Origin of the sequence: Mucilaginibacter glaciei (assembly GCF_014773245.1) — a bacterium.
Classification (GTDB): domain Bacteria; phylum Bacteroidota; class Bacteroidia; order Sphingobacteriales; family Sphingobacteriaceae; genus Mucilaginibacter; species Mucilaginibacter glaciei.
This window is the reverse complement of sequence record NZ_JACWMX010000003.1, coordinates 314,891-338,738: the sequence shown is the minus strand read 5'-3', so window position 1 is coordinate 338,738 and position 23,848 is coordinate 314,891. Positions and strand designations below refer to the sequence as shown.

The window sequence follows — 23,848 nt, the reverse complement described above, 5'->3', positions numbered from 1 at the left end:
GTTTTCCTGAATGGATTCGAACCACTACTAACAGAGTCAGAGTCTGGGGTGCTACCGTTACACTACAGGAAAATACGGCATATCACATATGGATATGATCGCAAAAATATAAAAAAATAAACAATTGCCTACGCTAAATCATTATATGACCTGCAAGGTTTAAGGCCAATCACTTATATTCGCCGTTGCAACATTTTTATGAATAACATCCTTTCGCGCAATAACATCTATCTATTATTAGTGCTGGTTTTAACAATAACCACATTCAATTCCTGCAACAACGGGCCCGAGAAAGGCAAAGTTTACCGCACTATAGAGAGCGACGAGTCTGTTAAGCCAACTTTTAAACCCCAATGGGGCCAAAATTTCACCGAAGTTAAACGGACCTTTAAAAACGGCATTTCGTTTAGCGAATATGGTTATCAGTTAGAGCCCGAGTGGCGCTTTAAATTCTTGAATGATGATTCTGTAAACATCTACAACCCTGTAAACAAAACCTGGGGCAATGCCCCGATGCTTTTTGATCACGACTCTATTTTCAACATAGCCTGGGCTTACATGCGTTTACGGAAACAAACCAAGGATAGCATCATTTTTCAGGTGCTGAAAGTAGAAGGCCGCAAGCTTACACGCGATGAATCGGTGGTGTATATGACCCTTTATAATAATGATTATATTAAGAATGTATTGCATACCACTGCCGAAAAACTGATCCATCCGAGCCGTAAGGACACGGTTTTTATACAGCAAATGGTAGCCAAAGCCAATGCTGATACTGCGAAAGCATTTGCAGGGCGTGTACCCGCAGTACTCGTGCCTAAAAGCCCGCTCATCACCATTAGCCGAGAAAGTACCGCAGCCGAAAATAAAAAAGAATCGGGTTTATTGGCTGATTACCTGCTACCGGAATATAACGTAGTCATAAAAAATGCTTACGAAGATTTCAGCTATTCTTTCACCATGACCATTGACGACAAGGGCAAACTGCTTTTCAAAAAGAACCGCAATTTTAGTTTTACCGAGTTTGAGACCCAAACCAATAAGGTGCTTCGCGCAATTGTTGACGGATATCTATCAGCCTACCTTAAAGGTACCCCGGCAACTACCCTGGGTATGCCGCACAGCAGCGTGGTGGTCATGCATGTTAAGGGAATTAAGAAGAAGTAAGAAATATCAAATCAGTCTTAGTAAAACTTGGAAACTAAATGTTCCACCAATACGTCCATTTTACAGTTAACTGCCTGTTTTTTACCGTAAACGGCGATGGGATGGAATTATCCCCATACACGATGAAAAAATCTGACGCGGGTTTGTAGCGCCACTGTAGGCGGCTGTTGATGTTCATGTTTTTGGCTTGCTCGTTATATTGCACAAAAGTGGTAAAGTAAAGCGTATTGGTAAAGGTAACATCAGCCCGCGGGCCTACCAACCAGAATTTTGTGCGGCCGTAGGGCTGCGGCATATGCAGGTCGTTGTACGATAAATTCATTATCAAATTCACATAAGGCTGAAAGCGGTACCCCATTTGCCCGGTTAAGCTCAACCTGTTACCATTTTCATAATAACCGCCGCGGGCCGCCTCAAATAAATAGGTGAACACACTTTGCGGTTTAGATGCAAACTGCACATCGGCAGTGTTCCAATGGTTTGCCGTACCTGTAGGTAACGGCGCATTACCGTTATTGGTCGGGTCGAACGGGCGCAGTAACTTCACATAAGTATCCAATCCCGAAAAGGTAAGCGTGCTACGGTTACGAAAAGTGATCAGGTAACTAAAAATACTTTCGTTATCCGTCCGTTTAAAGTGCTCATCAAAAAAGTAGGTGCTTGATAATTGCAATCCGTGTGACAGCACCACTCCTGATTTAGGAAAAAAGTTATGCTGTATCAGCGGGTTGATCTTATTGTAACCTACTCTGGGCACATAGCCCACTTCGGCATTGTAGTTTCTGCCTACGTATTGTTGTTGCAGGTAAAAAGTCCAGTATTTACTTAAGTATTGCAAGTTGCCCGCAGCTACAAAATCATGGCCGCTAACATTGGGGCTGAATGATTTTAACGCCAGAAATTTACCCGTATACAAATTATTAGATGATGCCAGGTTATATTCTAACCCTACGTTGCGGTTATACCCCGGCGCGGTGCTCCCGGCAGATGGTGCACTACTGGTCGCATCTTTATTAATAAACATAAACGCGATGTTGGAGCGCGAAAACACCCGGTGTTGCAAGGTTACCACGCCAAAATTTTGCCCCGGTAAGTTAGCCGCGCCCGATTGGCCAGTCTGCACATCCATCACCCCTACCCGCCAGTTCTTATCGATCTTACCTGTCATCCTGGCACCAAAACGGATAGGGGCATTCAGCCCTATTCTTCGCGAAAAGAAAGGCCGGATATCGGCATAACCGAAATTGGAAAATAAGTCGCCGTTCTCCAGAAAAAACTGGCGCTTTTCGGGGAAGAACAGTTCATACCTGTTCAGATTGATCACCTGCTGATCTACATCCACCTGCGAAAAATCGGGGTTAACCGTCGCATCTAAATTTAATGATGAAGTGAGCGCTACCTTTACATCGCCGCCAATCTCTTTACGATAAGCGGCCTTGGTGCCTGCCTGGAAATCTTTACTTACACCACCCAGCACGTAAGGTATAACCGATACATTGCTGCTGGCCACGGGGGGTTCTTCATCCCAGATAATACTGCCGGTATAAGCTAATGATGCTGTAGGAAACTGCCGTGGCACCGGTGCCCAGCTCGATTTTTCGGTAGTGATCAGGTCGTTACGGCTAAAGTTAATGCCCCACTCGCGGATGCCTTTTTTGTAACGGATACTTTTAAAAGGGATAGCTGCCTCGAACACCCATTTATCCGGGTAATTTTTCACCGCCGAATACCATTTATTGTCCCAACTCAGATCAACCTTTCCGCCCTCGTACATGGTACCGTCCCATTGCGCCCCTGCTGCGTTGGCACCAAAGCTAAAGCCATCGGTACGCGCATCAAAGGGATCCATAAATAGCAGGAAGTTATCATTCTTGCCAAAATTGAAATCTCGTTTTAATGATTCAACCATATATGGCCCGGGCCTTACGGTGTAGCAAATGGCCAATAGGTAAAGGTTATTGTTATCATAACTCATTTTTACTGTGGTACGCACTTTGGCAAAGCTGGTATCCATAGGCAGCACCATAAAAAAGTTAGCTGCCGAGTCAGCCTTTTGCCAGTCGGCATCATCCGTTAAACCATCAATTTTTATCGCACTTGCAGCGCGTTTAATATGGATCTGGTAATTAGCGTTCTTTTTTTGCTGCGCGAAGGCGTAATTGCAAAATGTGCAGCAACCAAGTAACAGGAGTAAATTTAATTTATACAAGTGGGTATGGTACTTAGGTTTGTGAGATAATACCGCCGCTATGATGTAAGCGTTACACAATAATATAAATATTATTGCACAAAGCACCACCCCTTAACATCCTTTAAAAGCCATAGCAATATTGTTACCTTGCAGAAATTTATCCTGCACCTGTACCGTTTAAAGGGCCGGGCTGAGGTTAACCCTATCCTAATGCAAAACAACCTACAACAACTTTACGGCAACATCGATATTTACTTGTTCGACCAATTATTAAAAGGCCGGTTTGATGAGTGCCAAAAAATCCTTGACGTTGGCTGTGGTAACGGGCGCAACCTGGTTTATTTCCTGCAAAACGGATCGGAAGTATATGGAATAGACCCTAACCCCGAAGCGGTTACGCAGTTACAGGTGATGGCAAAGATCTTGCGGTCTGATAATGCTACCGGAAACTTTATTATTGGTACGGCGGAAGACATGCCTTTTGAGCATAATTCCTTCGACCTTGTGATCTGTAATGCGGTGCTGCATTTCGCCGAAGATAGCAACCATTTTGACGCAATGCTGCGCTCTATATGGAAGGTTTTAAAACCAGGTGGTTACTTTTTTGCACGGCTGGCATCAGATATCGGCATAGAGCATTTGGTTACACCGTTAGGTAACAGCCGCTATTTATTACCCGATGAATCAGAACGTTTCCTGGTAAATGAGCAGATACTATTGGAATATACTGACGTTTTAGGCGGCGTACTTTTTGAGCCCATTAAAACTACTAACGTGCAAAATTTGCGCTGCATGACTACCTGGTGTATACAGAAACTATAGGGCATACGTGTTCACGTGAACACCATGAACATCGTGAACAAACGTGAACACTTGATTATCAGTCGTGTAACTATTTAACAAATTATAATTTGTTAAATAAACGCCTTTTCTACGCTTTAATCTTCTCCAGCCTCGAATAATACATCCATATCGAAGTTGAACTCATCAACATTGTTAAACCTAAACTTACCAAAGCAATTGTGTTATATTCATAATGAAAGCCCAATACGCTTACGATAAGTAATATCGGGATCAGAAGCAAAAAGTAGCGGTATCGAATCTCCTGCTTGTCTAACTTCTTTTTACGTTGTTTAAAATGCGAGAATTTAAAAAAACTTCGTTTTGGTGGCGACAGGTACCTATCGTTCAAAGCTTTTAAACGGCGCATTTTAAGGCGCTCTTTGTACAATTTGCGCGTGTGCGCCTCCGAAATATTTGTATTATTTTCAATTATCGTTGATAAACGCTCCCCCTCTACCCATCTTTTCATAAGGACAGAAGCAAGAAATCAACATAAAGTTTTTTTATAGTTAATTTAATTTACTCTTTATCAACCAACTCACGCAAAACCAACTATTTACCCACGTTATTTTTCAACCCTTGCAAATCGCATTGAAGTTGCTTGTCCCAATTACCTGTTAATGCTGCTGCATCATAAGTTGATTGCAAAAACTGCATCAGCGTATCCGACGGGTTTGCTGATGCCTGCACTACTTCGTAAGTCAAAAAGAACTCGCCCATTTCATTACTGTAAAAAGCCCCGGGTGGGCTTACTTGTTGATTACCGTAATCGGCAGGCGTTGGGTAACAGTACGAATAGAATGCCGGCTGCGGGAACTGCTCGCTGCCCGGCCAAAACCCGGCCGAGCTTACTTCTTGCGAATAGGCTTCCTGCATTACGGCAACCGGGATATTGGGTGCACCGCCGGGATGTAACGGCGCTGTACGTCCCGAAAAGCGGGTAACAGCCAAATCAAACGCGCCCCAAAAGAAATGTACCGGGCTGCATTTTCCGGAAAACCCCGACCGGAATTCAACAAACACATTATTAATTTGAACCATTGCCTGCCATAGCGTATGCATCACAGCGCCTTCGTATTTACAGGGCGTATGATTTTCTGCAAATGGGATGGCTGGATCAACCTCGTTAGGTACAGCGTAAATCTCTGCATCAATACCTAAAGCTTGAAGGTCACCCATCAACGTGTTATAAAATTGTGCAACAGTGTCGGCACCCAAAGCAAATGAACGGTTGTTACCCGCGCTTGTAGTGATATGCAGCTGATGCGTAACAAAATCCAGATCGATCTGGAAAACACCTTTCTCATAAGCCATGCTGCCAGTGGTTAACCCCGTGGCGCTTACGTACAAGGTAACATGCCAGCTGTGGTTGATCCAGGGCGTTTTTATCAGTCGCACCTTTCCTATGATCTGCGTCCACATGTGTACAGATGCAATTGTATCTTTCAAATAGTGATAATCGAGTTTGGGCCAGGGATGGGTAGTTGCGTTGCTCATACGTAAAGATACGCTGAAACTTTTAGACAGGTTAAGTATTACGGGTTATGTTTCAAACTGGTGTCTTACAGAGAGCCTCCAGGTTCTTCAACCTATTGCAGCACCCGAACAGGATGCTATACTTAAACGGAATTATGACCCCAATACTTTGCATGCGGGCCACAAGTGAGAACACTTGCGGCAGCGGCGGTCTAAGCTCTCTTAATCGGCTTAAAACAAAAGCGACAGGCTCTTCAACCTGTCGCTTCCTGAAAAACTAAATCAACTTAAAAAATTGGACGTCGCGGGTAGATTCGAACTACCGTTAAAGGTTTTGCAGACCCATACCTATCCTCTCGGCCACGCGACTTTATCTTAGGGCCTATTTATTTGGCTGCGGCGTTGTGCGCAGGTAAGGCTTAACCTCTGTAAACCCTTTAGGGAATTTAGCGGGGATATCTTCTGTTTTAATGGATGGCAGTACAACAACATCTTCCCCATCTTTCCAATCGGCAGGAGTTGCTACGCTGTGGTAAGCCGTTAGTTGCAGGGAGTCTATCACCCTTAAAATTTCCTGGAAATTACGGCCGGTAGATGCAGGATAGCTGATGATCAGTTTGATCTTTTTATCGGGACCAATAATGAACAACGAACGTACTGTTGCGGTTAATGAAGCGTTCGGGTGTATCATGTCATAGGCCTGAGAGATCTCGCGGCTCTCGTCGCCGATGATCGGGAAGGTAACCTCCACATTCTGTGTCTCGTTAATGTCGCTGATCCAGCCTTTATGCGATTCGGCACTGTCTGTACTCAATGCAATCACTTTTACGTTACGTTTTTCGAACTCGTCTTTCAGCGATGCCGTCTTGCCGAGCTCAGTGGTACATACAGGGGTATAATCAGCAGGATGCGAGAATAGTACCCCCCAGCTATCGCCAAGGTATTCATAAAAATCAATTTCGCCTTGCGATGTTTGTGCCTTAAAATTTGGGGCGTCGTCGCCAATTCGTAAGCTCATAATTTTGCTTTTAAGTTTTAAAATATTGTTGTTGCAATAAAGCTATGCTTTTGCAAATATGTTTTCAATCAAAATTATCCGTGAAACAGCGATGAGCTTTTTAAGAGTGCCCGGGTAGTTGGGCTAAAGAGAATAGCTCAAGTGAGCATTCAATTTCTTTTAAATCAGCTTATCTGTCTCCGCACGCAGCGAAGCAGGAATTAGCACCTTTTACAAGCGGTTAAGCCGGTACAGGTTGCTAAGACATCATAGGGCCTTTCCCTCTGTCTTTCTGGATAAGTATATTTAAAGAACGATTAACATGACAAATGTAGATATTAATTCTATTAATCCTATAGACTTTATTATATTTTTAAAAACTTTAACTTAAGTAATTGATAAAGAGGAAGAAAAAATAAAAGAAACTGACTTCAGGTTTAAATTTAAGAAAGCACAGATCTCAAAATCGCTATATATAATTAAATTTTTCTATTTCCCGTTCAGTTTTTTGATCAGCTCCACCTCATCCGTTTTATAAGGCGTACCATCCTTGCGGAAAATATCGTGGAACCACTCTTTTGGTTCAGTACCATCAGGCATGGGGTTGTCCCAGGCGTAAATAGTATTGGTTTTACCCATTACAAAGCCCCAGTTAAGTGCACCTACGTGCTCCTGCTTTAGCATCGGCATGATATTACTAAAATGACTGCCGCGGGTACGGGCCATATATTCTGTACAGATCAATGGCTTACCATGCGTTTTTAAAAGCTGGATGGTTTTTAAGTGTGATTTTTCGTCCGTGTAATCGTGATACGTTATAATATCTGAATTTGATGCCTGGTAAGCGTTCAGCTTTTCGAAACCCCAATCCCACAAACCTGCGGATACCGGCTGATCCGGATTGACCGCGCGTGCCCAGTTGAACACATTCGCAAGTAAACCCATTGATGCATCCTTTTTACCTGAATTACCCGGTTCGTTATATAAGTCCCAAAGCAAAATGCGCTTATCGTGCTTAAAAGTGGTCAAAACATCTTTTACATAGGCCTCCAACAGGGCATTTTCGCCTGCGTTCCGCTCGCGGTTGCCCGGATCCTGCAACCAGCCCGAATTGTGGACACCTGTTTTTGGGGCGGGTTGTAAACCAACTTTAGCACCGGCGTTCCAGCAATCGTCAAAGAACACAAACATGGTTTGGATGTGGTGTTTAGCTGCGATAGCAAGGTATTGATCTACCCGTTTTTTAAACCCGGCCTTATCCTGCTGCCAGGCCAGGCTATATAAAAACACCCGCATGGTGTTAAAGCCGATGCCTTCGGCATAACCCAGTTCCCTGTCGATAGTAGTTGGGTCAAACGTATCGGCCTGCCACATCTCTAACTGGTTAATAGCCGTGCTGGGAATAAAATCGGCCCCGCTCATCCACTTGTGCTGCGCATACCAGGCATTGGCCTTTGCTGGCGTCCATACTTTAGCGGCGGAAGCTTTTTGCGCGGATGCTTCATTGAATAATGACGAAGCCAGTAAAATCAACGTTGCTGTTTTAAAGAGAATGCTTTTCATGAAGTTTATAATTGGTAGTAGTAAAGTAACAATAATTTGTATAGAAAAGCGAATGACACTGGGATATTTAAAAATCAATCATGTAGGTATAATAAAAAAATGAAACTACCGACGCAACTGAATCCTGGAATTAAGCCCGGCCTTTAATGAAATCAGGTTGCTTCAACTCTACTCTTATTATGCTTATATTCAATACACTAAATTCAAAATACTTTGATAATTTTGCGCGCCGAGTAATTTTTTGGCAAAAAAATCTACCCATCACGCATGTTATTTTACAAAGCTACAACAAGGGGTTGTATATGCAACGGCTAAATTTTTTTGGCATACTTATTAGCATGGGTGTTATAATTTAGTGAATTGAAATGAGTTTTTCTGAAGCGCACAAATTTTCTGGCGAAAGCATTGAGCATTTTGAGCACATCATTAATCATGTAAATGCCGGGTTGTGGGAGCATAATACCGCGACAAAAAAAACCAACTGGTCGGCAGGGTTTTACGCCATGCTGGGTTATGCGCCCGGCGAGATAGAGTGTTCATACCCCAATTTTTTTGAGAATATCCTCTACTTTGAAGATAAAAAAATCTTTTTGCGCTCTACAGACCAGGCTTTAAAAAGCACTATTACTCCAGCGCACATCAGGCTGCTCACTAAGCAAAATGGGTATCAATGGTTTGAAAGCACTTCTGAAAAAATCGAAACCCCAAATGGTACCGTTATATACGGTATGCTTACCAATATTCATCAATATAAAATTGCCCAGCTGCAGGCGGCACAAACAGAAAACCAAAGTGCCGATACCAGCCGGATTGCGAAAGTTGGCGGATGGGAAATAGATATATCTGGCATGCAGTTATCACTATCGCGTGATGTATATGATATTTTTGAATTGACCGGCGAAGTAAAATTAAAGGTTGAGGAAGCCATTAGCTTTTTTGAACCGGCTTATCGGCCGCTGGTTACCGAATGTGTTAAAAATGCACAGATTTATTGCAGGCCATATGACATCGAGGTACTTTTCCGTACGGCAAAAAATAATGTGATATGGGTACGGGCTAAAGGCGTGCCCGTTATTGATGCCTTCGGAAAATGTGTCACCATCCGCGGTATCTTTCAGGATATTGATAACGTTAAGAAACGTGGTATTACCATGCAGTCGTCAATTAACCTGCTTGACGACCAGAACAAGCGCTTGCAAAACTTCGCCTACATTGTATCGCACAACCTGCGCAGCCACGCCGGTAATTTACAGTTTATGGTTGATTTGCATAACGACGCTGTATTGCAGGACGAACGGGAAGAGATCTTTGCACACATCAAAACCATCAGCGACAGCCTAAATTCAACAATCGGCCACCTGGACGAGATCGTAAAGATCCAAACCGAGATTGGTAAGGAACGTAAAATGGTTGATTTTGAAACCATTTACAACAATATATTGGCGGGCCTAAGCGGAAGCATTGTGGCTACCGATGCACAAATACATGCCGATTTTAGCCAAGCCCCACAGCTAAACTACATACCGGCCTACCTGGAAAGTATTTTGCAAAACTTGTTAACTAATGCGTTAAAATATAAACACCCTGACCGTGCCCCTATGGTAACATGCCGCGTAGTGAAAGATGGCGAGCACATTTACCTGATAGTTGAGGATAACGGGATGGGTATAGACCTGGAACGCTATGGCAACGACGTATTTGGCATGTATAAAACCTTCCACTTAAACAAGGATGCCAAGGGTATAGGCCTTTTTATTACCCGCAACCAGGTTGAAGCATTAGGCGGAAGTATCAGTGTTGACAGTACCGTAAATGTGGGTACAAGGTTTACCGTTAAACTCGTATAAAACCATGCCGAACTATGTTCTTCATGGCTCTCTTCGTTTTATTGTATGTAACTCTCCAGAATCTTGAACCCTGATGTTGTCTTTAACTCTACCTTATCAATCGTTTTTGGCAACAGGATACACTCGCCCATTTTAACGGGGTAAGCCATATCGTTGTGCTTAATGGTGTACTCGCCCGCCACACAAACGTGGATCACGAACGAATCAAGGCCAGAATAATCCTTGCTGGTGCTTTGGGTATAATCCATAATATTAGTGGTAAAATAAGGGCAGGTTACCAAGTGCACATCCTCATTTTTAGCGGGCACGTACTGGGTTTTATAATCCGGGTAATGCTTGTAGTCAATAGCTGCTAAAGCCTCCTGGGTATGCAGCTCGCGCTTATTGCCTTTATCATCCACCCTATCAAAATCATAGATACGGTAGGTAATATCTGATGTTTGCTGGATCTCGGCTATCAGCAACCCCTTACCAATAGTGTGCACCCGGCCGGCCGGCAAAAAGTAAACATCACCTGCAGTAACATCTTCTTTGTTTAGTATATCCATAATATGGCCGCTGTTCAGGGCGTCCACATATTCCTGCTCGTTCATCTCACGGTTAAAGCCTGCAATGAGTGTGCTGCCGGGATCGGCCTCTATTACGTACCACATTTCGGTTTTACCGAATGAGTTGTGGCGTTTCTTAGCCAGTTCGTCATTAGGGTGTACCTGCACACTCAGGTCGTCGTTAGCATCTATAAATTTGATCAGCAGCGGGAAGATATTGCCAAAATGCTCATACACCTTTTTACCCACCAGCTCATCCTTATATTGCTCCAAAAGATCAGCTAATGACTGGCCCTTCAGCTCGCCGCTCTCCACCACAGAAACATCCGACTTTACGCCCGAGATCTCCCAGGTTTCGCCGCAATTAGGCAAGTTGCCAATGTTTTTATGCAGATAGGTCTCAATTTTGTGGCCGCCCCAAATTTTATCTTTAAATATGGTTTTGAATTTTAACGGATATAATGCTGACATGGTAGTATGTATAAGTGTAAGGATTTAACAATATAAAAGCAAAATGGTTGCCTGATAAACCAATTCGCTAACGCCCGCTAAGGTAAAGAAATAGCTTATTCCCAAACAACCTTTTTATGAAAACCAAGCGCTACTAAACAAAAAAAAGCCCGTCTGCCTTACGGCAAACGGGCCTGATAAAATATCAGTAACTATTACTTAGCTAATTTAGCTTGTAAGTTTTGATTGATCGCTTCTAAAAACTCTTCGGTGTACAGGTAATCTGTACCATGCTCAACCTTTGGTTTAATGGTGATGGCCAAATCCTTGGTCATTTTACCGCTTTCAACCGTTTCGATACAAACTTCTTCTAATGCTTTACAGAAGTCAACCAGTTCCTGGTTATTATCTAATATCCCGCGGAACTCTAAGCCACGTGTCCATGCAAAGATAGATGCGATAGGGTTAGTAGATGTTGGGCGGCCTGCCTGGTGCTCGCGGTAGTGGCGGGTAACAGTACCGTGTGCTGCCTCGGCCTCCATTACAGTACCATCAGGCGTAACCAGGGTTGAAGTCATTAAGCCTAATGAACCAAATCCTTGCGCTACGGTGTCGCTTTGCACGTCGCCATCATAGTTTTTACAAGCCCAAACAAAGTTACCGTTCCATTTCAAGGCCGATGCAACCATGTCGTCAATTAAGCGGTGTTCGTAGGTAATCCCTGCTTCGGTAAACTTAGTTTTATAATCAGCTTGATAGATCTCTTCAAAAATATCCTTAAAACGGCCATCGTATTTTTTCAGGATGGTGTTTTTGGTAGATAAATATAATGGCCAGCCTTTCATCAATGCCTGGTTAAAACAAGCATGCGCAAAGCCGCGGATAGACTCATCGGTATTGTACATAGCCAAAGCTACGCCGTCGCCCTTAAAGTTGTAAACTTCAAATGACTGCTCGGCGCCACCATCTTCAGGGGTGAATTTTATGGTTAGTTTACCTTTTCCTTTAGTAACAAAATCGGTAGCACGGTACTGATCGCCAAAAGCGTGGCGGCCAATGCAGATAGGGGCTGTCCAGTTTGGCACTAAACGTGGCACATTGCTCATCACAATCGGCTCGCGGAAAACGGTACCATCTAATATATTACGGATGGTGCCGTTTGGTGAACGCCACATTTGTTTCAGGCCAAATTCTTTTACACGCTCTTCATCAGGTGTAATGGTGGCACATTTAATACCCACACCATACTGTAAAATAGCATTCGCGGCATCTACAGTAACCTGGTCATCGGTCTCATCACGATACTCGATACCCAGGTCATAATATTTAATATCAAGGTCCAGATACGGAACTATCAGTTTATCTTTAATGAATTTCCAGATGATGCGTGTCATTTCATCACCATCCAGTTCAACTACCGGGTTTACTACTTTAATTTTTGACATACCTCTTTTTATTGGTTATTATCTGTTTTTAACGGTGTCAAACTTACATAAAATTTTATTTCAAAAAATTCAACACAGGCACTTAAAATAAAATATTTTAACGAATACGATTTCAAACCAATTAGTTAACCTACAATTAACGCCGACTATTTTGTGGCAAAAAACAATTAATTTAAACGTATTATTGCTTTTTAAAACTTTGTGCTATTTTTATAAAAATTTAGCTTTCTGCCTATTACACGTAGTGTTAAGTATTTATATGATAAAATTGCTTTTGAGAACGACTCTGTGTGCTATAATGCTATGTTTGGCAACCCTGTTATCAAAAGCACAAATTGGATATGACTATGCCCAGTATGACCTGGGCTTTGGCGGCAACATTAACCGAGTCTATGGCGATGCCGAAACCATACGGAGCACCCCATCTGCACATATCAGTTTCACTTACAATTACACACCTTACGTAAATTATGTAGTGGAAGCACAGGGTGGCATTTTAGAGGGTGGCGACGTAAATTCTATGTCGGGCAGGTATTTTCGCAATGTTTATAAAGCGATTGTTTTTAGGGGCCAGTTACAGGCGGGCGAACTGATCCGTTACTCGGATAGTAAATTCTTTAACGGCTTAAAAAACCTTTATGTATCTGCCGGTTTCGGTTACATCATGAATAGTATGCACGCCATTAACCGCCAGTCGTATGTAATTACTGATTATGTTACGCCAGGCGAAGATAAGAGCAACGAACTTTTTTTACCGATACGCCTGGGTTACGAATTTAAATTCTTTAACCAGTATGACGAACCCTCTTTTAAAGTAGACATCGGTGGCACATATAATCACGATTTTGGCGATGGCTTAGACGGTTTTAAAGCGGGTACAAGCAAGGATAACTTTATTCAGTATGGCATTACGCTTAAATTTGCTATTGGTGGTGTTACGTCTTATCGCAAAAAAGTATCCTACTAAGCCCAAGTTAATATTTCTATTCCTTTTTGTTTTTGGCAGGGTTTTTAACGTATACATGTATACTAAAATAAACTACCTATGACACCTGAAGATAAAAAACCAGAATTTAGTGTTGACCCGGAAGACCTTGTAACCCCATCAGACAGTGAACTAGATGAGACCGGCGAGCTTGAAAACCTCAATTACGACGAAAAAAACAACAGTTTTGAGTACGACGTAAAAGGTGATAACCCCGATTACGACCACCCCGACCCATATGACACTACCGTAAAAAATGGTGAGGATATGGATTCTACTTACGACGAAGCCAACCCGTATGATGTAAATGGCGAATATGATGCAAACCGCTCAATAGAAACTGACGCCGATGCCTTGGGCATGCACATTGACAGCGGCAAAATAGTAGAACTTAACCCCCGCGATGAAGCCCTGGCACACACACCGGAAGATGATCGCGATGATTTAGACGAAGAAGGTTATCCTAAAAACGATACACCGGGCAATTCCATATAATCTACAATAAACTAAAAAGGCTGCTATCAAATAGCAGCCTTTTTAGTTTATGATAACCTTGGCAGGTAAAACAAGTTTTAATCAAACTCCAGGTTAAACCTGTTCTTTAAATCAATCAATTGTGGGTTTTTGCCGACCATATATTGGAATTTTTCGGCAGCCGTGTAGGGTTTCCGCACCGTAGTTACCTCTTCAACCCTCGCGTTTACTTCGATACTAAAGTTCTTTAAACTGGTGCGTAAAAAGTTGAGCAGATAAGGGCGTTCATCTCTGAATGCAACCTCCTGAATTTTGTTTGACACCAATACCTCAAAATTCTCCGGGCCCAAAACTATAGGCGTTACATTGGTGAAAATGCCAAATAGGGTAACAGGCTTACCTTCAGCCTTTAATTTAGCGCCATGGGCGGTCCATAATTTCAGAAAATCATCTATCGTAAAAGCTTGTTTATCGTTTCCTTTTAAATAGGGGTCCTCTTCTACCAAAGCTTCTTCTTCAAGTTTTTTGGTTAGATCTTTCAGTGACGGAATTTTGACCGACGTAGCTGCCGCGTGAAGGTTCGGGATAAATACTTTTGGCTTCTCTGCCGGTACATTTTCTTTTATTTCTGCAACAGGGGCGGTCTTTACCTCCGCTTCAGGCAACTTAGCCGCCACGGTTGTATGGTACGTGATAGGCGCATCGCGCATTATCGAAACCTCGTCATTCGCCGGTTTTTGATCCGGATTTACTGAGGTATCAGGTTTTTTTTTTAGCTCCCCGTTTGGGGCAGCTACTGTTTGCGGCATTGGCGCGGATGCCATATTAAAAACCGATTGCAGATGGCTCATCTTCAGTAAAGCCAACTCAACCTGCAACCTTTGGTTTTTGCTTTGCTTGTAGCTGATATCGCATTGGTTAGCAATATTCATGGCCGAAAGCAGGAACGACACGCTGGCCGCCTGCGATTGTTGCAGGTAACGGGCTTTTATACTCTCACTTACTTCTAACAATTTTACGGTAGATGCGTCTTTACCAACCAGCACGTTCCGGAAATGCTCGCTCAGGCCGGAGATAAAGTGCGCGCCATCAAACCCTTTGGACAGGATCTCGTCAAAAAGCAACAGTGATTGTGCACTGTCCTCTTCCAGCAATTTATCGGTAACGTTAAAGTAGTAATCGTAATCGAGTATGTTCAAATTATCGATAACTGAGCGGTAGGTTACGTTGCCGCCGCTAAAGCTTACTATCTGATCGAACATAGAGAGCGCATCACGCAACCCGCCATCGGCTTTCTGGGCGATGATGTGCAAACCATCCGGCTCATAACTGATGTTTTCCTTTTGGGCGATGTTAGCCAGGTGGCCGGCCATATCCTCTACCCGGATGCGGTTAAAATCAAAGATCTGGCAACGCGATAATATGGTGGGTAGGATCTTGTGCTTCTCGGTTGTGGCCAATATAAATATGGCGTAATTAGGTGGCTCTTCCAGCGTTTTCAGGAATGCGTTGAACGCCGCCTGCGATAGCATGTGCACCTCATCAATAATATATACTTTATAGCGGGCCGCTTGCGGCGGTATGCGCACCTGCTCTATCAGGCTGCGGATATCATCAACCGAGTTGTTTGATGCCGCATCCAGTTCATGCACGTTAAACGAGTTTCCGTTTTGGAAGGCGCGGCAACTATCGCAATGACCACAGGCTTCGCCGTTGGGTTGCAGATCGGTACAATTGATAGTTTTAGCCAGGATACGGGCACAGGTAGTTTTACCTACTCCACGCGGCCCGCAGAATAAAAACGCCTGCGCCAGCTGATTATTCTTAATAGCGTTTTTTAACGTATTAGTGATATGCTGCTGGCCAACAACGGTTTCAAATGTTGCCGGGCGGTATTTACGTGCTGAAACTATGAAATTATCCACAGCTACTAAGTTAGCAACAATTGCATAAACTTAAAACCTCAAATCAGGATTGTGAATAAATCAGAGGTCGCCCTATTGCAGATCATCATCCGGCAGGTGGTCGTCATCTTCAGGGTCGGGCTCGCGCACATCATCCCCTACACGAATTTCCCGGGTGTCGTTTTCCGCTTCCAGCCGATCGTCAAAATCTTCGTCGTCTTCGTCATTCCAGTCGCCCTCTATAGGCTCTTCCTCTTCATCAGGTGCTTGTAAAAACAAGGTGTCGTACTTAAAAACTTCGTGTCCTGCTTCCTGGTACCTGCTTTCTGAAAACTGCATAACAATGGGGTTTAAATTAAAAACTGCGTACTATAAGATACTTGTAAAGCACACCAAAAGTTTTAACGTTTATATAACCTAATCATTACTAAATCATTACCAATTGCAAGGAAAAGCCTGCATAAAATCACAATCAAAAAAGCAAGGTTTATCAACGACGACGAAAAGCGGAAAACACCACATTTATCAGTTCATGGTATTGATTATCAGATTATTTAAATTACGCGCATTTTAGCTATACAGGTATTTGTTGTTTAAATAATTCTTACTACATTTGCAGCCCCGATATACAGGGATAAATAATTAAAAATCAAATAATAATGCAACAGTACGAAATCGTGATCGTTCTAACCCCGTTGTTATCAGATGAGACTGCTAAAGAGGCAATTGCCAAATACAGCAAAACTTTAACTGATGGCGGAGCCGAAATTGTCCAGGAGGATAATTGGGGTTTGAGAAAATTAGCGTACCCTATTCAGAAGAAAACTACAGGGTACTATCACTTAACTGAATTCAAGGCTCCGGGTGATTTAATTAACAAACTGGAAGTTGAATTAAGGCGCGATGAGCGTGTTTTGCGCTTCCTTACCATTGCTTTGGATAAACATGCCATTGCTTACAATGATAAAAAACGCAGCGGTGCTTTCAACAAAAAACCTGCAGCTAAAGTGGAGGAAAACAACTAATGGCAAACGACCAAATTAAATACGTTACCGCTCCTAAGGTGGAGGATAACCGTAAAAAATACTGCCGTTTTAAAAAGAATGGTATTAAGTATATCGATTACAAAGACGCTAACTTTTTATTAAAGTTCATTAACGATCAGGGTAAATTATTACCCCGCCGTTTAACAGGTACTTCTTTGAAGTTCCAGCGTAAAGTGGCACAAGCGGTTAAACGCTCACGCCATATCGGTTTATTACCTTATGTTACAGACTCATTAAAATAATCGGAGGTAAATAAAATGGAAGTTATTTTAAAACAAGACGTAAAAAACCTCGGCGATAAAGACGATGTAGTGAATGTAAAGCCAGGTTATGGCCGCAACTTTCTTATCCCTAAAGGTTACGCAACATTAGCAACTGTAAGTGCTCGTAAAGTTTTAGCAGAAAACTTAAAACAAGCCCAGTTCAAACAAGATAAAATACGTAAAGACGCTGACGCTATCGCAGCCCGTTTAGAAGGTGTTAAACTTACTATCGGTGCTAAAGCTGGCGAAACCGGCAAAATCTTCGGTGCTATCAATACCATCCAGGTAGCTGATGCCTTGAAGAAAGAAGGTTTTGAAGTTGACCGTCGCCGTATCACTTTTGATCAGGAGCCTAAATTTGTTGGGGATTACACCGCAATAGTTAACCTGCACAAAGAAGTGAAAGTACAGGTTCCTTTTTCAGTAGTTGCTGAGTAATTAGCTTTACCGAAATTAGAATTATAAAAGGGTGTTTGGTTTTACCAGGCGCCCTTTGTTATTTAAACAGATAGCATAAACGTGAAACGCACAACAAAAACAAACTCCCGGTCGGCAAAATCCGGATCAAAATTGGGCAGTTTTTTTAAACTTGTTTGGCGGGTTGTTAAACTGGCTGTGATCGTTTTTGTGGTGGCAAGTTTATCTGGCGTGCTATTATATCGCTTTGTAAACCCACCCTTTACCTGGTTAATGGTACAGCGCGGCTTTGAGCGCAAAGGCCGCGGGTTGGACTGGAAGGTTGATAAAAAATGGGTGAGTTTCAATAATATTGCCGACCCCATGAAGCGCGCTGCCATTGCCGCCGAAGACCAAACTTTTCTGGAAAACCATGGCTTTGATTTCCACGCTATCCAAAAAGCCATAATTAAGAACCAGAAAAGCAAAAAGCTGATTGGCGGCAGCACCATCAGCCAGCAAACGGCCAAGAACGTATTCTTATATCCCGGCCGCTCCTTTGTCCGCAAAGGGTTCGAGGCTTGGTTTACCGTGTTGATAGAAACCTTCTGGAGCAAGAAACGCATCATGGAAGTTTACCTTAACGTAATTGAAATGGGCGACGGCATTTACGGTATCGAAGCCGCATCGCAAGCGTACTTTCATAAGCCTGCGGCTAACCTTACCAACCGGCAGGCAGCTGCCATAGCGGTAATTTTCCCAAGTCCGCTTAAATGGTCGGCAACGCATCCAACCAAATATCTTAAACGCAGGCAATACCTTATACGGGCAAATATGCGCAGGATGGGCCCGTTAGATTTTTAAAGGATATATATAATCACGTCACGCCTAATTTCTTTCGGCATCCCACTCACAGGTACATAGTAGGAAGTTGTCAGCCTGCGAGATCCTGAAATTCAGGATGACCTGCCTCTTTTATTATCTAAAACTTCTTAAATTAGCCTTACCAATCTACTTAATTATGAGGCTGCTACCTGCCTTTTTTTTTCTCTGCATAATTGCTGTACTTGTGAGCGGCTGCAAAAAAGATCCGCCTATATACCCCTCTAAAGCTATAACTACGGGAACACCTATTGAAAGTTGACAACGGCATCGATCCGCCGGTGGACGCTACTTATACCATACCGATAGGCGCAGTCAACACCATCGTATTCCAGGTAGATGGCGGCGAAACCGTTACCTTAACTGCCCCTACTGCAATTGTTACCGCTCCGGACGCACAAGCAACTACAGGTTACACCCAGATCCTTGCAAGCCAAACCACACCAGAAGTAACCTTCCAGCTAAATTTCAGTGCGATAAGTAAGGGAGAAAGAGCTAATGACCTGTTAGGTTTGCTTTACAAAAATTTCAAGCTGGCAGATGATGGCGGCGGTAAAGTAAAGACCACAACTTTTGTCAAAATAGATAAGTCATACCACATTCGCGGTTACTTCAAAGTATTAGCTACCGACGATGGCGACGGCACCAAACATACCGTTATTGGATCATTTAATATTGCCCAATAGCAATGCTGCCGATTAATTCCGGATCAGACCTTTCAGGTCCGGGTGTGACTGGGACGGCAGGAATTCCGTAATGGTAAACTCGGCCAATTGATATTTGTGAAACGGATCTTCGGCGATAATCTTTTGCAGTATCTCTTTTGAATCTGCCTGGGCAATGATGATACCACCCGTACGCGGCACTTTACGGCCACTCATGATGAATACGTCGGCTTTATAATATTTCTTCAGATAATTCACATGGGCCTCCATGTGCTGATCAAGTTCCGCTAATGGAACAATGTAGTTTAAACTGATGATGAACATGATCTTTTAAAACAATTCCTTTATAAATTTCAGCAGCAGACTTTTGTTTATACTACCCTCTTCACTCTTATCGTAAAGGGCCAGCATGTTTATAGTTATACTTTGATCAGATTCAGTTATCAAATAAGTGATTACCCTATAGCCCCCACTCTTTCCTTTACCTTTACTTTTTATTGCAAGCCTTACTTTGTAAAGCCCACTTCCTAAATTATCGCCCTGTTTGGGATTGATGAGCAATTCTTTTTCAAGTTCTGCTAAGTCAGAAACCAACGATAAATGTTTCTTTTTTAAAGTTTTAGCTTTGTTGATAAATCGGAATGAGTAAATTATAGTGTGCGGCATCAAATATCATCCAGGCTTAATGATTTTAACTTACCATGCCGCATTTGCTTAACCTCATGCAATGCTTCCATTATCTCGAGAGTAAGTTCGCTTTCTTTCGGAACTTGAGTGATCTTAGCCTTAAACTTCTTTAAAACAGCTAAAACCACCTCCGCATCGCTATCATTAATTTGCACTGTGAAAGTTGTCATAAACAAATTTAATAATTTTAAGCAACTACCAGATCCCTAAACAACTGAATATGCCAGCTATCCTTAAATGGCACCTCCCACTTGGTTTCCAACTCGGCAACATTTTGGGCAAGGTTATTAAACACGATAGTTTCTGTATGAATGGTGCCTGCCTTAAGCAAATCTTCAAACTGATGGCGGGGAACCGATTTAATCTCTTCACCATCACGGTAAGCAAGATTAAAACGGTCGAATAAATTAATTCCAAACTGCTGTTCCAGCTGTTTCATAAAATTAACCGATTTATCTATGGAGCAGCCACTTGCACCCGCCTGGGTTTCGTCAACAATCAGCACCAAAAAACGGTTATAGCGGATCTCGGCTTTGGCCTTTAATTGGTTATTGTGCGCTGTCCAGCTACGGGTAAAATTGTCCAGGTGCGTTTGTATTTGCACACCTTCTTCAGGCGTTAATTTCCTGTCAGATTGATAGACCCAAACCCTTGATTGTGAAGAAAATTCCATACAGCAAATTTATTCAATTTATTAACTTGGAGATATTAATAGTTGTCATGCTAACATCACTTCTACCCAAAACGAAAAAAGCATTGCTTATCGTACTTTTATTGGCCACAACTGCGTTTCTGTACAGCTTTGCTACTTTTATGGGCGAACAGGAGTGGGTGAGCTGGGGCAATAAATTCCTGACGGAAAGCTATGATCCATCCGTTGAGCCTAAGCTGAAGAAGTACGAGATCATGCTCACACCCGATCATTTTATCCGTTTACGAAAAACTTATCAACAGGGTAAACAAGAGTATTATTCGTTTAATGTAAAGCGGTTTACCGGCCTTGACTACCTGCCCGGAACAGGCCAGACGGACACCTTGCAAGTACACACCCAAACCGACGATATCATCATCCAAACCTATGATGACCCCAAAGGCGATGTAGACTCTATGGCTACAACTTTGAGCATACCGGTTAAGAAGATTGCATCCTCGAGGTTGGATAGTTTGAAGCAGGCGTTCCTATTTTTAAAGGCGAAAGGGTTATGATTTATTTAAAAAAGAAGATGTGATGAGTGTAAACCCACCTTTTTTGTATATAATTGATTTTCATAATATTAAGGTGTTTTTCACTCAAAAAGTGTAAACTTTTGTAAACCTTTTTACCCTTTTAATCGAATAATTACAACCCGTTAGCCCTTACCGTTATCTCGGCAATGTCCAGCACTTTAATTTCCTGGTCTTTGTCCATGTGTTTCACGCCATCGCTCATCATGGTCATGCAAAACGGGCAGGCCGACGCTACTATCTGCGCTTTGGCTTCCAGCACATCGATCATACGCTCCATGTTGATGTCCTTTTTTCCCGGCTCGGGTTCCTTAAACATCTGAGCGCCGCCAGCACCGCAGCAAAGGCCGTTACTTTTACAGCGTTTCATCTCTACAAGTTCGGTATCCAGGATCTCTAAAGCGGCGCGTGGCGCTTCGTAAATATTGTTGCCCCGGCCTAAATAACAAGGGTCATGAAAGGTAATGCGGCGGCCCTTAAAGCTTTCACCACCTTCGGCCTTTAACTTGCCTTCATTTATTAGCCCCTGGATCAATTGTGTGTGATGGATCACTTCGTATTTACCCCCCAGGCCGGGATACTCGTTAGCGATAGTGTTAAAGCAATGCGGGCACCCGGTTACTATCTTTTTAATGTTGTAACCGTTCAGCACCTCGATATTAGTCATAGCCTGCATTTGGAACAGGAACTCGTTCCCAGCCCGTTTTGCCGGATCGCCGGTACAACTTTCTTCCGTGCCTAATACCGCATAGCTCATGCCTACATGCTGCAGAATTTTGCAGATATCGCGGGTTATCTTTTGCGCTCGCTCATCAAAACTCCCGGCGCAGCCTACCCAAAACAATATTTCGGGTTCTTTGCCTTCGGCAGCCATTGCGGCCATGGTTGGTATCTTTTGCTCCATGCTATTGCTCTTCGCTTATCTCTGTAATAAATTCATCTATGCTGATGTAATTGGTAAACTTGATAGCCGAATTGATTGCCTTTAATCTCGTCAAAATATCAAATACAACTAACTCCGGCTCGGCTTCGGTACCCAGCATCTTGGCATCGAAATTAATACCAATCAGGGTTTCATTTTCCGCCATGCCTACACACCAATCTTCTAAAAAAATAGCCAGTGGTACCTCAGTAGGCACATAGCTTTTCCACTCGTCGCGGGCGCTGATCTTTGCCAAAGCCCTGTCCGACCAGAATGGCACCACACCAACTTCTTCATCCTCTGCCGACTCCGTATTGGCCCAGCCTGTTTTGCTTTTAAGCCCCCAAACCAACTTGGTAGCGGCCACTTTTTCTATAAACTGTGTGTATTTAATATCTGTTGTATCTTCCATTTTTTAGTTTCAATTTTTATTGCACATCTACACATCCGCACATTTGCACATTTAATGCTATTCTTTCTCCGCCCAGTTAAACCTATCCGCCTGGCTATATTTCCATGGCGCACCGTTGTTCTCCACGTTGCCGAACATATTATTTAGGCTGGCAGGGGCTTGCGATTCTTCCATCACCACGTAACGGCGCATCTCGGTAATAATCTCCAATGGGTTGATATTTACCGGGCAAGCTTCTACACAGGCATTACAAGTAGTACAAGCCCACAATTCTTCGCGGGTAATATAATTATCCAATAAGGTTTTGTTGTCGGTGTAATCCTTGCCGTGCTTGTCCATATTATTCCCTACCTCGTTTAACCTGTCGCGGGTATCCATCATGATCTTACGCGGCGATAACAGCTTGCCCGTAATGTTGGCCGGGCAAACAGATGTACACCTGCCGCACTCGGTACAGGTATAAGCCTCCATCAGGTTTTTCCAGGTCAAGTCGGTCACATCCTTTGCACCAAAGCGGCTTACCTCGGTAGCTTCGGGTACGAACGATGGGTCAAGCATCGCCTTCACCTCGTTGGTAACGGAAGCCGTATTACTAAACTCACCCTTTGGCTCCAAGTTTGAGTAATAAACATTGGGGAAAGCCAGCAGGATATGGAAATGCTTGGAGTAAGGCAAATAATTTAAAAATGCCAGAATACCTATGATGTGAAACCACCAGCATCCTCTCTCGATAGTTGCTAACGTGGTTGCATTGGCCGGTAGTAATGGGCCTAATAGGTCACTTACCGGAAAGCTGCCTGCAGCCGCATAATGCCCAAAATGCAGCAATTGCAATTTATGATCAGCAGCGTTCATAGTCAGGAAGGCCGTCATCAGCAGTATCTCAATAAAAAGAATATAATTCGCGTCCGATTTTGGCCAGGCGGTCATTTCAGTACCGCTAAAACGCTTTAATTTAATAATGTTGCGCCTGGCCAGGAAAACCACGCAGGATACCAATACCAACAAGGCCAATATTTCAAACCCGCCTATCAGCAAGCCATAAAGGCTGCCCAGTGGTTTCGCAAAAATGCGGTGCGAACCAAAAATACCGTCGATTACAATCTCCAGCACTTCCAGGTTAATGATAACAAACCCAACGTATATGAAAAAATGCATTACGGCTGCTACGGGGCGCTTTACCATTTTGGTTTGGCCCAGGGCTACTTTAGCCATTATCTTCCAGCGGGCAGCGGAGTTGTCGCTGCGGTCCACATCGCGCCCCAACAAAATATTGCGCCTAATCTTATCCGCATTTTTGCCAAACAAATAAGCAGCTGCCAGTAAAATGATAATAAAGATAACCTGTCCAACCATTATGTTATGCGTGCATAGTAAATTAATGACTAAAGTATGCAATTGTTTTAACGTTGCAAGATTTGTAAAGTTGAAAAAATAATCAATAATTATTCTACGCCTAAC

27 protein-coding genes, 2 tRNA genes and 1 riboswitch are annotated in these 23,848 nt (G+C 43.0%); of the genes, 11 read left to right on the top strand and 18 right to left on the bottom strand.

The window, feature by feature from the left end; all coding sequences use genetic code 11:
• Window position 1: 1 nt before the first annotated feature.
• Window positions 2-72: transfer RNA gene (locus IDJ76_RS09135), tRNA-Gln, on the bottom strand.
• A gap of 126 nt (window positions 73-198) precedes the next feature.
• Between IDJ76_RS09135 and IDJ76_RS09130 the strand changes: the two genes are divergently transcribed.
• A complete protein-coding gene (locus IDJ76_RS09130) occupies window positions 199-1,167 on the top strand; it encodes a hypothetical protein (protein WP_191162995.1) in 969 nt (322 codons plus the stop codon).
• Between the two features lie 34 nt (window positions 1,168-1,201).
• On the opposite strand, the gene IDJ76_RS09125 is transcribed toward IDJ76_RS09130, so the two are convergent.
• Window positions 1,202-3,376 carry a carbohydrate binding family 9 domain-containing protein gene (locus IDJ76_RS09125; RefSeq protein WP_191162994.1) on the bottom strand — a complete coding sequence of 725 codons (2,175 nt, stop codon included), beginning with the start codon at window positions 3,374-3,376 and terminating at the stop codon, window positions 1,202-1,204.
• 129 nt (window positions 3,377-3,505) lie between these two features.
• Between IDJ76_RS09125 and IDJ76_RS09120 the strand changes: the two genes are divergently transcribed.
• Window positions 3,506-4,180 (top strand): class I SAM-dependent methyltransferase, encoded by a 675-nt coding sequence (locus IDJ76_RS09120; protein ID WP_224746261.1) that lies wholly within the window; start codon window positions 3,506-3,508, stop codon window positions 4,178-4,180.
• A 109-nt stretch (window positions 4,181-4,289) separates the two neighbouring features.
• On the opposite strand, the gene IDJ76_RS09115 is transcribed toward IDJ76_RS09120, so the two are convergent.
• From IDJ76_RS09115 to IDJ76_RS09095, 5 genes are all read right to left on the bottom strand, one after another.
• On the bottom strand, window positions 4,290-4,670 hold the full coding sequence (locus IDJ76_RS09115) for a hypothetical protein (RefSeq protein ID WP_191162993.1): 381 nt from the start codon (window positions 4,668-4,670) through the stop codon (window positions 4,290-4,292).
• Window positions 4,671-4,753: 83 nt separating this feature from the next.
• Window positions 4,754-5,698, bottom strand: coding sequence for a DUF5996 family protein (locus IDJ76_RS09110; RefSeq protein ID WP_191162992.1), 945 nt, complete (start codon window positions 5,696-5,698; stop codon window positions 4,754-4,756).
• Between the two features lie 275 nt (window positions 5,699-5,973).
• A tRNA-Cys gene (locus IDJ76_RS09105) sits at window positions 5,974-6,047 on the bottom strand.
• Window positions 6,048-6,059: 12 nt separating this feature from the next.
• Window positions 6,060-6,695, bottom strand: a complete 636-nt coding sequence (locus IDJ76_RS09100) for a peroxiredoxin (RefSeq protein ID WP_191162991.1) — start codon at window positions 6,693-6,695, stop codon at window positions 6,060-6,062.
• 166 nt (window positions 6,696-6,861) lie between these two features.
• A riboswitch (SAM riboswitch) is annotated at window positions 6,862-6,977 on the bottom strand.
• A gap of 186 nt (window positions 6,978-7,163) precedes the next feature.
• A complete protein-coding gene (locus IDJ76_RS09095) occupies window positions 7,164-8,237 on the bottom strand; it encodes a glycoside hydrolase family 2 TIM barrel-domain containing protein (protein WP_191162990.1) in 1,074 nt (357 codons plus the stop codon).
• 365 nt (window positions 8,238-8,602) lie between these two features.
• Here IDJ76_RS09095 and IDJ76_RS09090 point away from each other — a divergent pair, with 365 nt between their 5' ends.
• Window positions 8,603-10,084: a sensor histidine kinase gene (locus IDJ76_RS09090; RefSeq protein ID WP_191162989.1), complete on the top strand. Its 1,482-nt coding sequence runs from the start codon at window positions 8,603-8,605 to the stop codon at window positions 10,082-10,084.
• A 38-nt stretch (window positions 10,085-10,122) separates the two neighbouring features.
• Here the strand turns inward: IDJ76_RS09090 and IDJ76_RS09085 are convergent, their stop codons facing one another.
• Window positions 10,123-11,103 carry a type I phosphomannose isomerase catalytic subunit gene (locus IDJ76_RS09085; RefSeq protein ID WP_191162988.1) on the bottom strand — a complete coding sequence of 327 codons (981 nt, stop codon included), beginning with the start codon at window positions 11,101-11,103 and terminating at the stop codon, window positions 10,123-10,125.
• A 194-nt stretch (window positions 11,104-11,297) separates the two neighbouring features.
• Entirely contained in the window at window positions 11,298-12,527 is a 1,230-nt protein-coding gene (locus tag IDJ76_RS09080; RefSeq protein ID WP_191162987.1) for an NADP-dependent isocitrate dehydrogenase, read from the bottom strand.
• 307 nt (window positions 12,528-12,834) lie between these two features.
• On the opposite strand from IDJ76_RS09080, the gene IDJ76_RS09075 reads away from it, so the two are divergent.
• Both IDJ76_RS09075 and IDJ76_RS09070 read left to right on the top strand, forming a co-directional pair.
• Complete coding sequence (locus IDJ76_RS09075) at window positions 12,835-13,494, top strand: hypothetical protein (protein ID WP_191162986.1); 660 nt, start codon at window positions 12,835-12,837, stop codon at window positions 13,492-13,494.
• Window positions 13,495-13,572: 78 nt separating this feature from the next.
• Complete coding sequence (locus tag IDJ76_RS09070) at window positions 13,573-14,007, top strand: hypothetical protein (RefSeq protein WP_191162985.1); 435 nt, start codon at window positions 13,573-13,575, stop codon at window positions 14,005-14,007.
• Window positions 14,008-14,084: 77 nt separating this feature from the next.
• Here the strand turns inward: IDJ76_RS09070 and IDJ76_RS09065 are convergent, their stop codons facing one another.
• Both IDJ76_RS09065 and IDJ76_RS09060 read right to left on the bottom strand, forming a co-directional pair.
• On the bottom strand, window positions 14,085-15,911 hold the full coding sequence (locus tag IDJ76_RS09065; protein WP_191162984.1) for a DNA polymerase III subunit gamma/tau: 1,827 nt from the start codon (window positions 15,909-15,911) through the stop codon (window positions 14,085-14,087).
• Between the two features lie 72 nt (window positions 15,912-15,983).
• Complete coding sequence (locus tag IDJ76_RS09060; protein WP_191162983.1) at window positions 15,984-16,229, bottom strand: hypothetical protein; 246 nt, start codon at window positions 16,227-16,229, stop codon at window positions 15,984-15,986.
• Between the two features lie 320 nt (window positions 16,230-16,549).
• Between IDJ76_RS09060 and rpsF the strand changes: the two genes are divergently transcribed.
• From rpsF to IDJ76_RS09035, 5 genes are all read left to right on the top strand, one after another.
• The gene (gene rpsF, locus IDJ76_RS09055; protein ID WP_191162970.1) at window positions 16,550-16,915 is read left to right on the top strand and encodes a 30S ribosomal protein S6; all 366 of its coding nucleotides are present in this window, start codon (window positions 16,550-16,552) and stop codon (window positions 16,913-16,915) included.
• The gene (gene rpsR, locus IDJ76_RS09050; RefSeq protein ID WP_191162967.1) at window positions 16,915-17,178 is read left to right on the top strand and encodes a 30S ribosomal protein S18; all 264 of its coding nucleotides are present in this window, start codon (window positions 16,915-16,917) and stop codon (window positions 17,176-17,178) included. The genes rpsF and rpsR overlap by 1 nt, the downstream gene beginning before the upstream one ends.
• Window positions 17,179-17,193: 15 nt before the next feature.
• The gene (gene rplI / locus IDJ76_RS09045) at window positions 17,194-17,637 is read left to right on the top strand and encodes a 50S ribosomal protein L9 (RefSeq protein WP_191162965.1); all 444 of its coding nucleotides are present in this window, start codon (window positions 17,194-17,196) and stop codon (window positions 17,635-17,637) included.
• Window positions 17,638-17,712: 75 nt separating this feature from the next.
• Window positions 17,713-18,459 carry a monofunctional biosynthetic peptidoglycan transglycosylase gene (gene mtgA, locus IDJ76_RS09040; RefSeq protein WP_394367923.1) on the top strand — a complete coding sequence of 249 codons (747 nt, stop codon included), beginning with the start codon at window positions 17,713-17,715 and terminating at the stop codon, window positions 18,457-18,459.
• Between the two features lie 269 nt (window positions 18,460-18,728).
• Window positions 18,729-19,163, top strand: coding sequence for a hypothetical protein (locus IDJ76_RS09035; protein WP_191162963.1), 435 nt, complete (start codon window positions 18,729-18,731; stop codon window positions 19,161-19,163).
• A gap of 12 nt (window positions 19,164-19,175) precedes the next feature.
• On the opposite strand, the gene IDJ76_RS09030 is transcribed toward IDJ76_RS09035, so the two are convergent.
• From IDJ76_RS09030 to IDJ76_RS09015, 4 genes are read right to left on the bottom strand one after another with little or no spacing between them, the layout of a single operon-like run.
• The gene (locus IDJ76_RS09030) at window positions 19,176-19,466 is read right to left on the bottom strand and encodes a YciI family protein (protein ID WP_191162961.1); all 291 of its coding nucleotides are present in this window, start codon (window positions 19,464-19,466) and stop codon (window positions 19,176-19,178) included.
• A gap of 6 nt (window positions 19,467-19,472) precedes the next feature.
• Window positions 19,473-19,808, bottom strand: a complete 336-nt coding sequence (locus IDJ76_RS09025) for a type II toxin-antitoxin system RelE/ParE family toxin (RefSeq protein WP_191162959.1) — start codon at window positions 19,806-19,808, stop codon at window positions 19,473-19,475.
• The gene (locus tag IDJ76_RS09020) at window positions 19,808-19,999 is read right to left on the bottom strand and encodes a hypothetical protein (RefSeq protein WP_191162957.1); all 192 of its coding nucleotides are present in this window, start codon (window positions 19,997-19,999) and stop codon (window positions 19,808-19,810) included. Before IDJ76_RS09020 ends, IDJ76_RS09025 begins: the two co-directional genes overlap by 1 nt.
• A gap of 17 nt (window positions 20,000-20,016) precedes the next feature.
• On the bottom strand, window positions 20,017-20,502 hold the full coding sequence (locus IDJ76_RS09015; protein ID WP_191162955.1) for an ABC transporter ATPase: 486 nt from the start codon (window positions 20,500-20,502) through the stop codon (window positions 20,017-20,019).
• 47 nt (window positions 20,503-20,549) lie between these two features.
• Between IDJ76_RS09015 and IDJ76_RS09010 the strand changes: the two genes are divergently transcribed.
• Window positions 20,550-21,035 (top strand): hypothetical protein, encoded by a 486-nt coding sequence (locus tag IDJ76_RS09010; RefSeq protein WP_191162952.1) that lies wholly within the window; start codon window positions 20,550-20,552, stop codon window positions 21,033-21,035.
• Between the two features lie 133 nt (window positions 21,036-21,168).
• On the opposite strand, the gene IDJ76_RS09005 is transcribed toward IDJ76_RS09010, so the two are convergent.
• The 3 genes from IDJ76_RS09005 to IDJ76_RS08995 are packed head-to-tail and all read right to left on the bottom strand — an operon-like array spanning window position 21,169 to window position 23,743.
• A complete protein-coding gene (locus IDJ76_RS09005) occupies window positions 21,169-21,957 on the bottom strand; it encodes a (Fe-S)-binding protein (RefSeq protein WP_191162950.1) in 789 nt (262 codons plus the stop codon).
• A gap of 1 nt (window position 21,958) precedes the next feature.
• On the bottom strand, window positions 21,959-22,387 hold the full coding sequence (locus IDJ76_RS09000; protein ID WP_191162948.1) for a DUF2750 domain-containing protein: 429 nt from the start codon (window positions 22,385-22,387) through the stop codon (window positions 21,959-21,961).
• A gap of 57 nt (window positions 22,388-22,444) precedes the next feature.
• Window positions 22,445-23,743, bottom strand: a complete 1,299-nt coding sequence (locus tag IDJ76_RS08995; protein WP_191162946.1) for a (Fe-S)-binding protein — start codon at window positions 23,741-23,743, stop codon at window positions 22,445-22,447.
• Window positions 23,744-23,848: the final 105 nt, after the last annotated feature.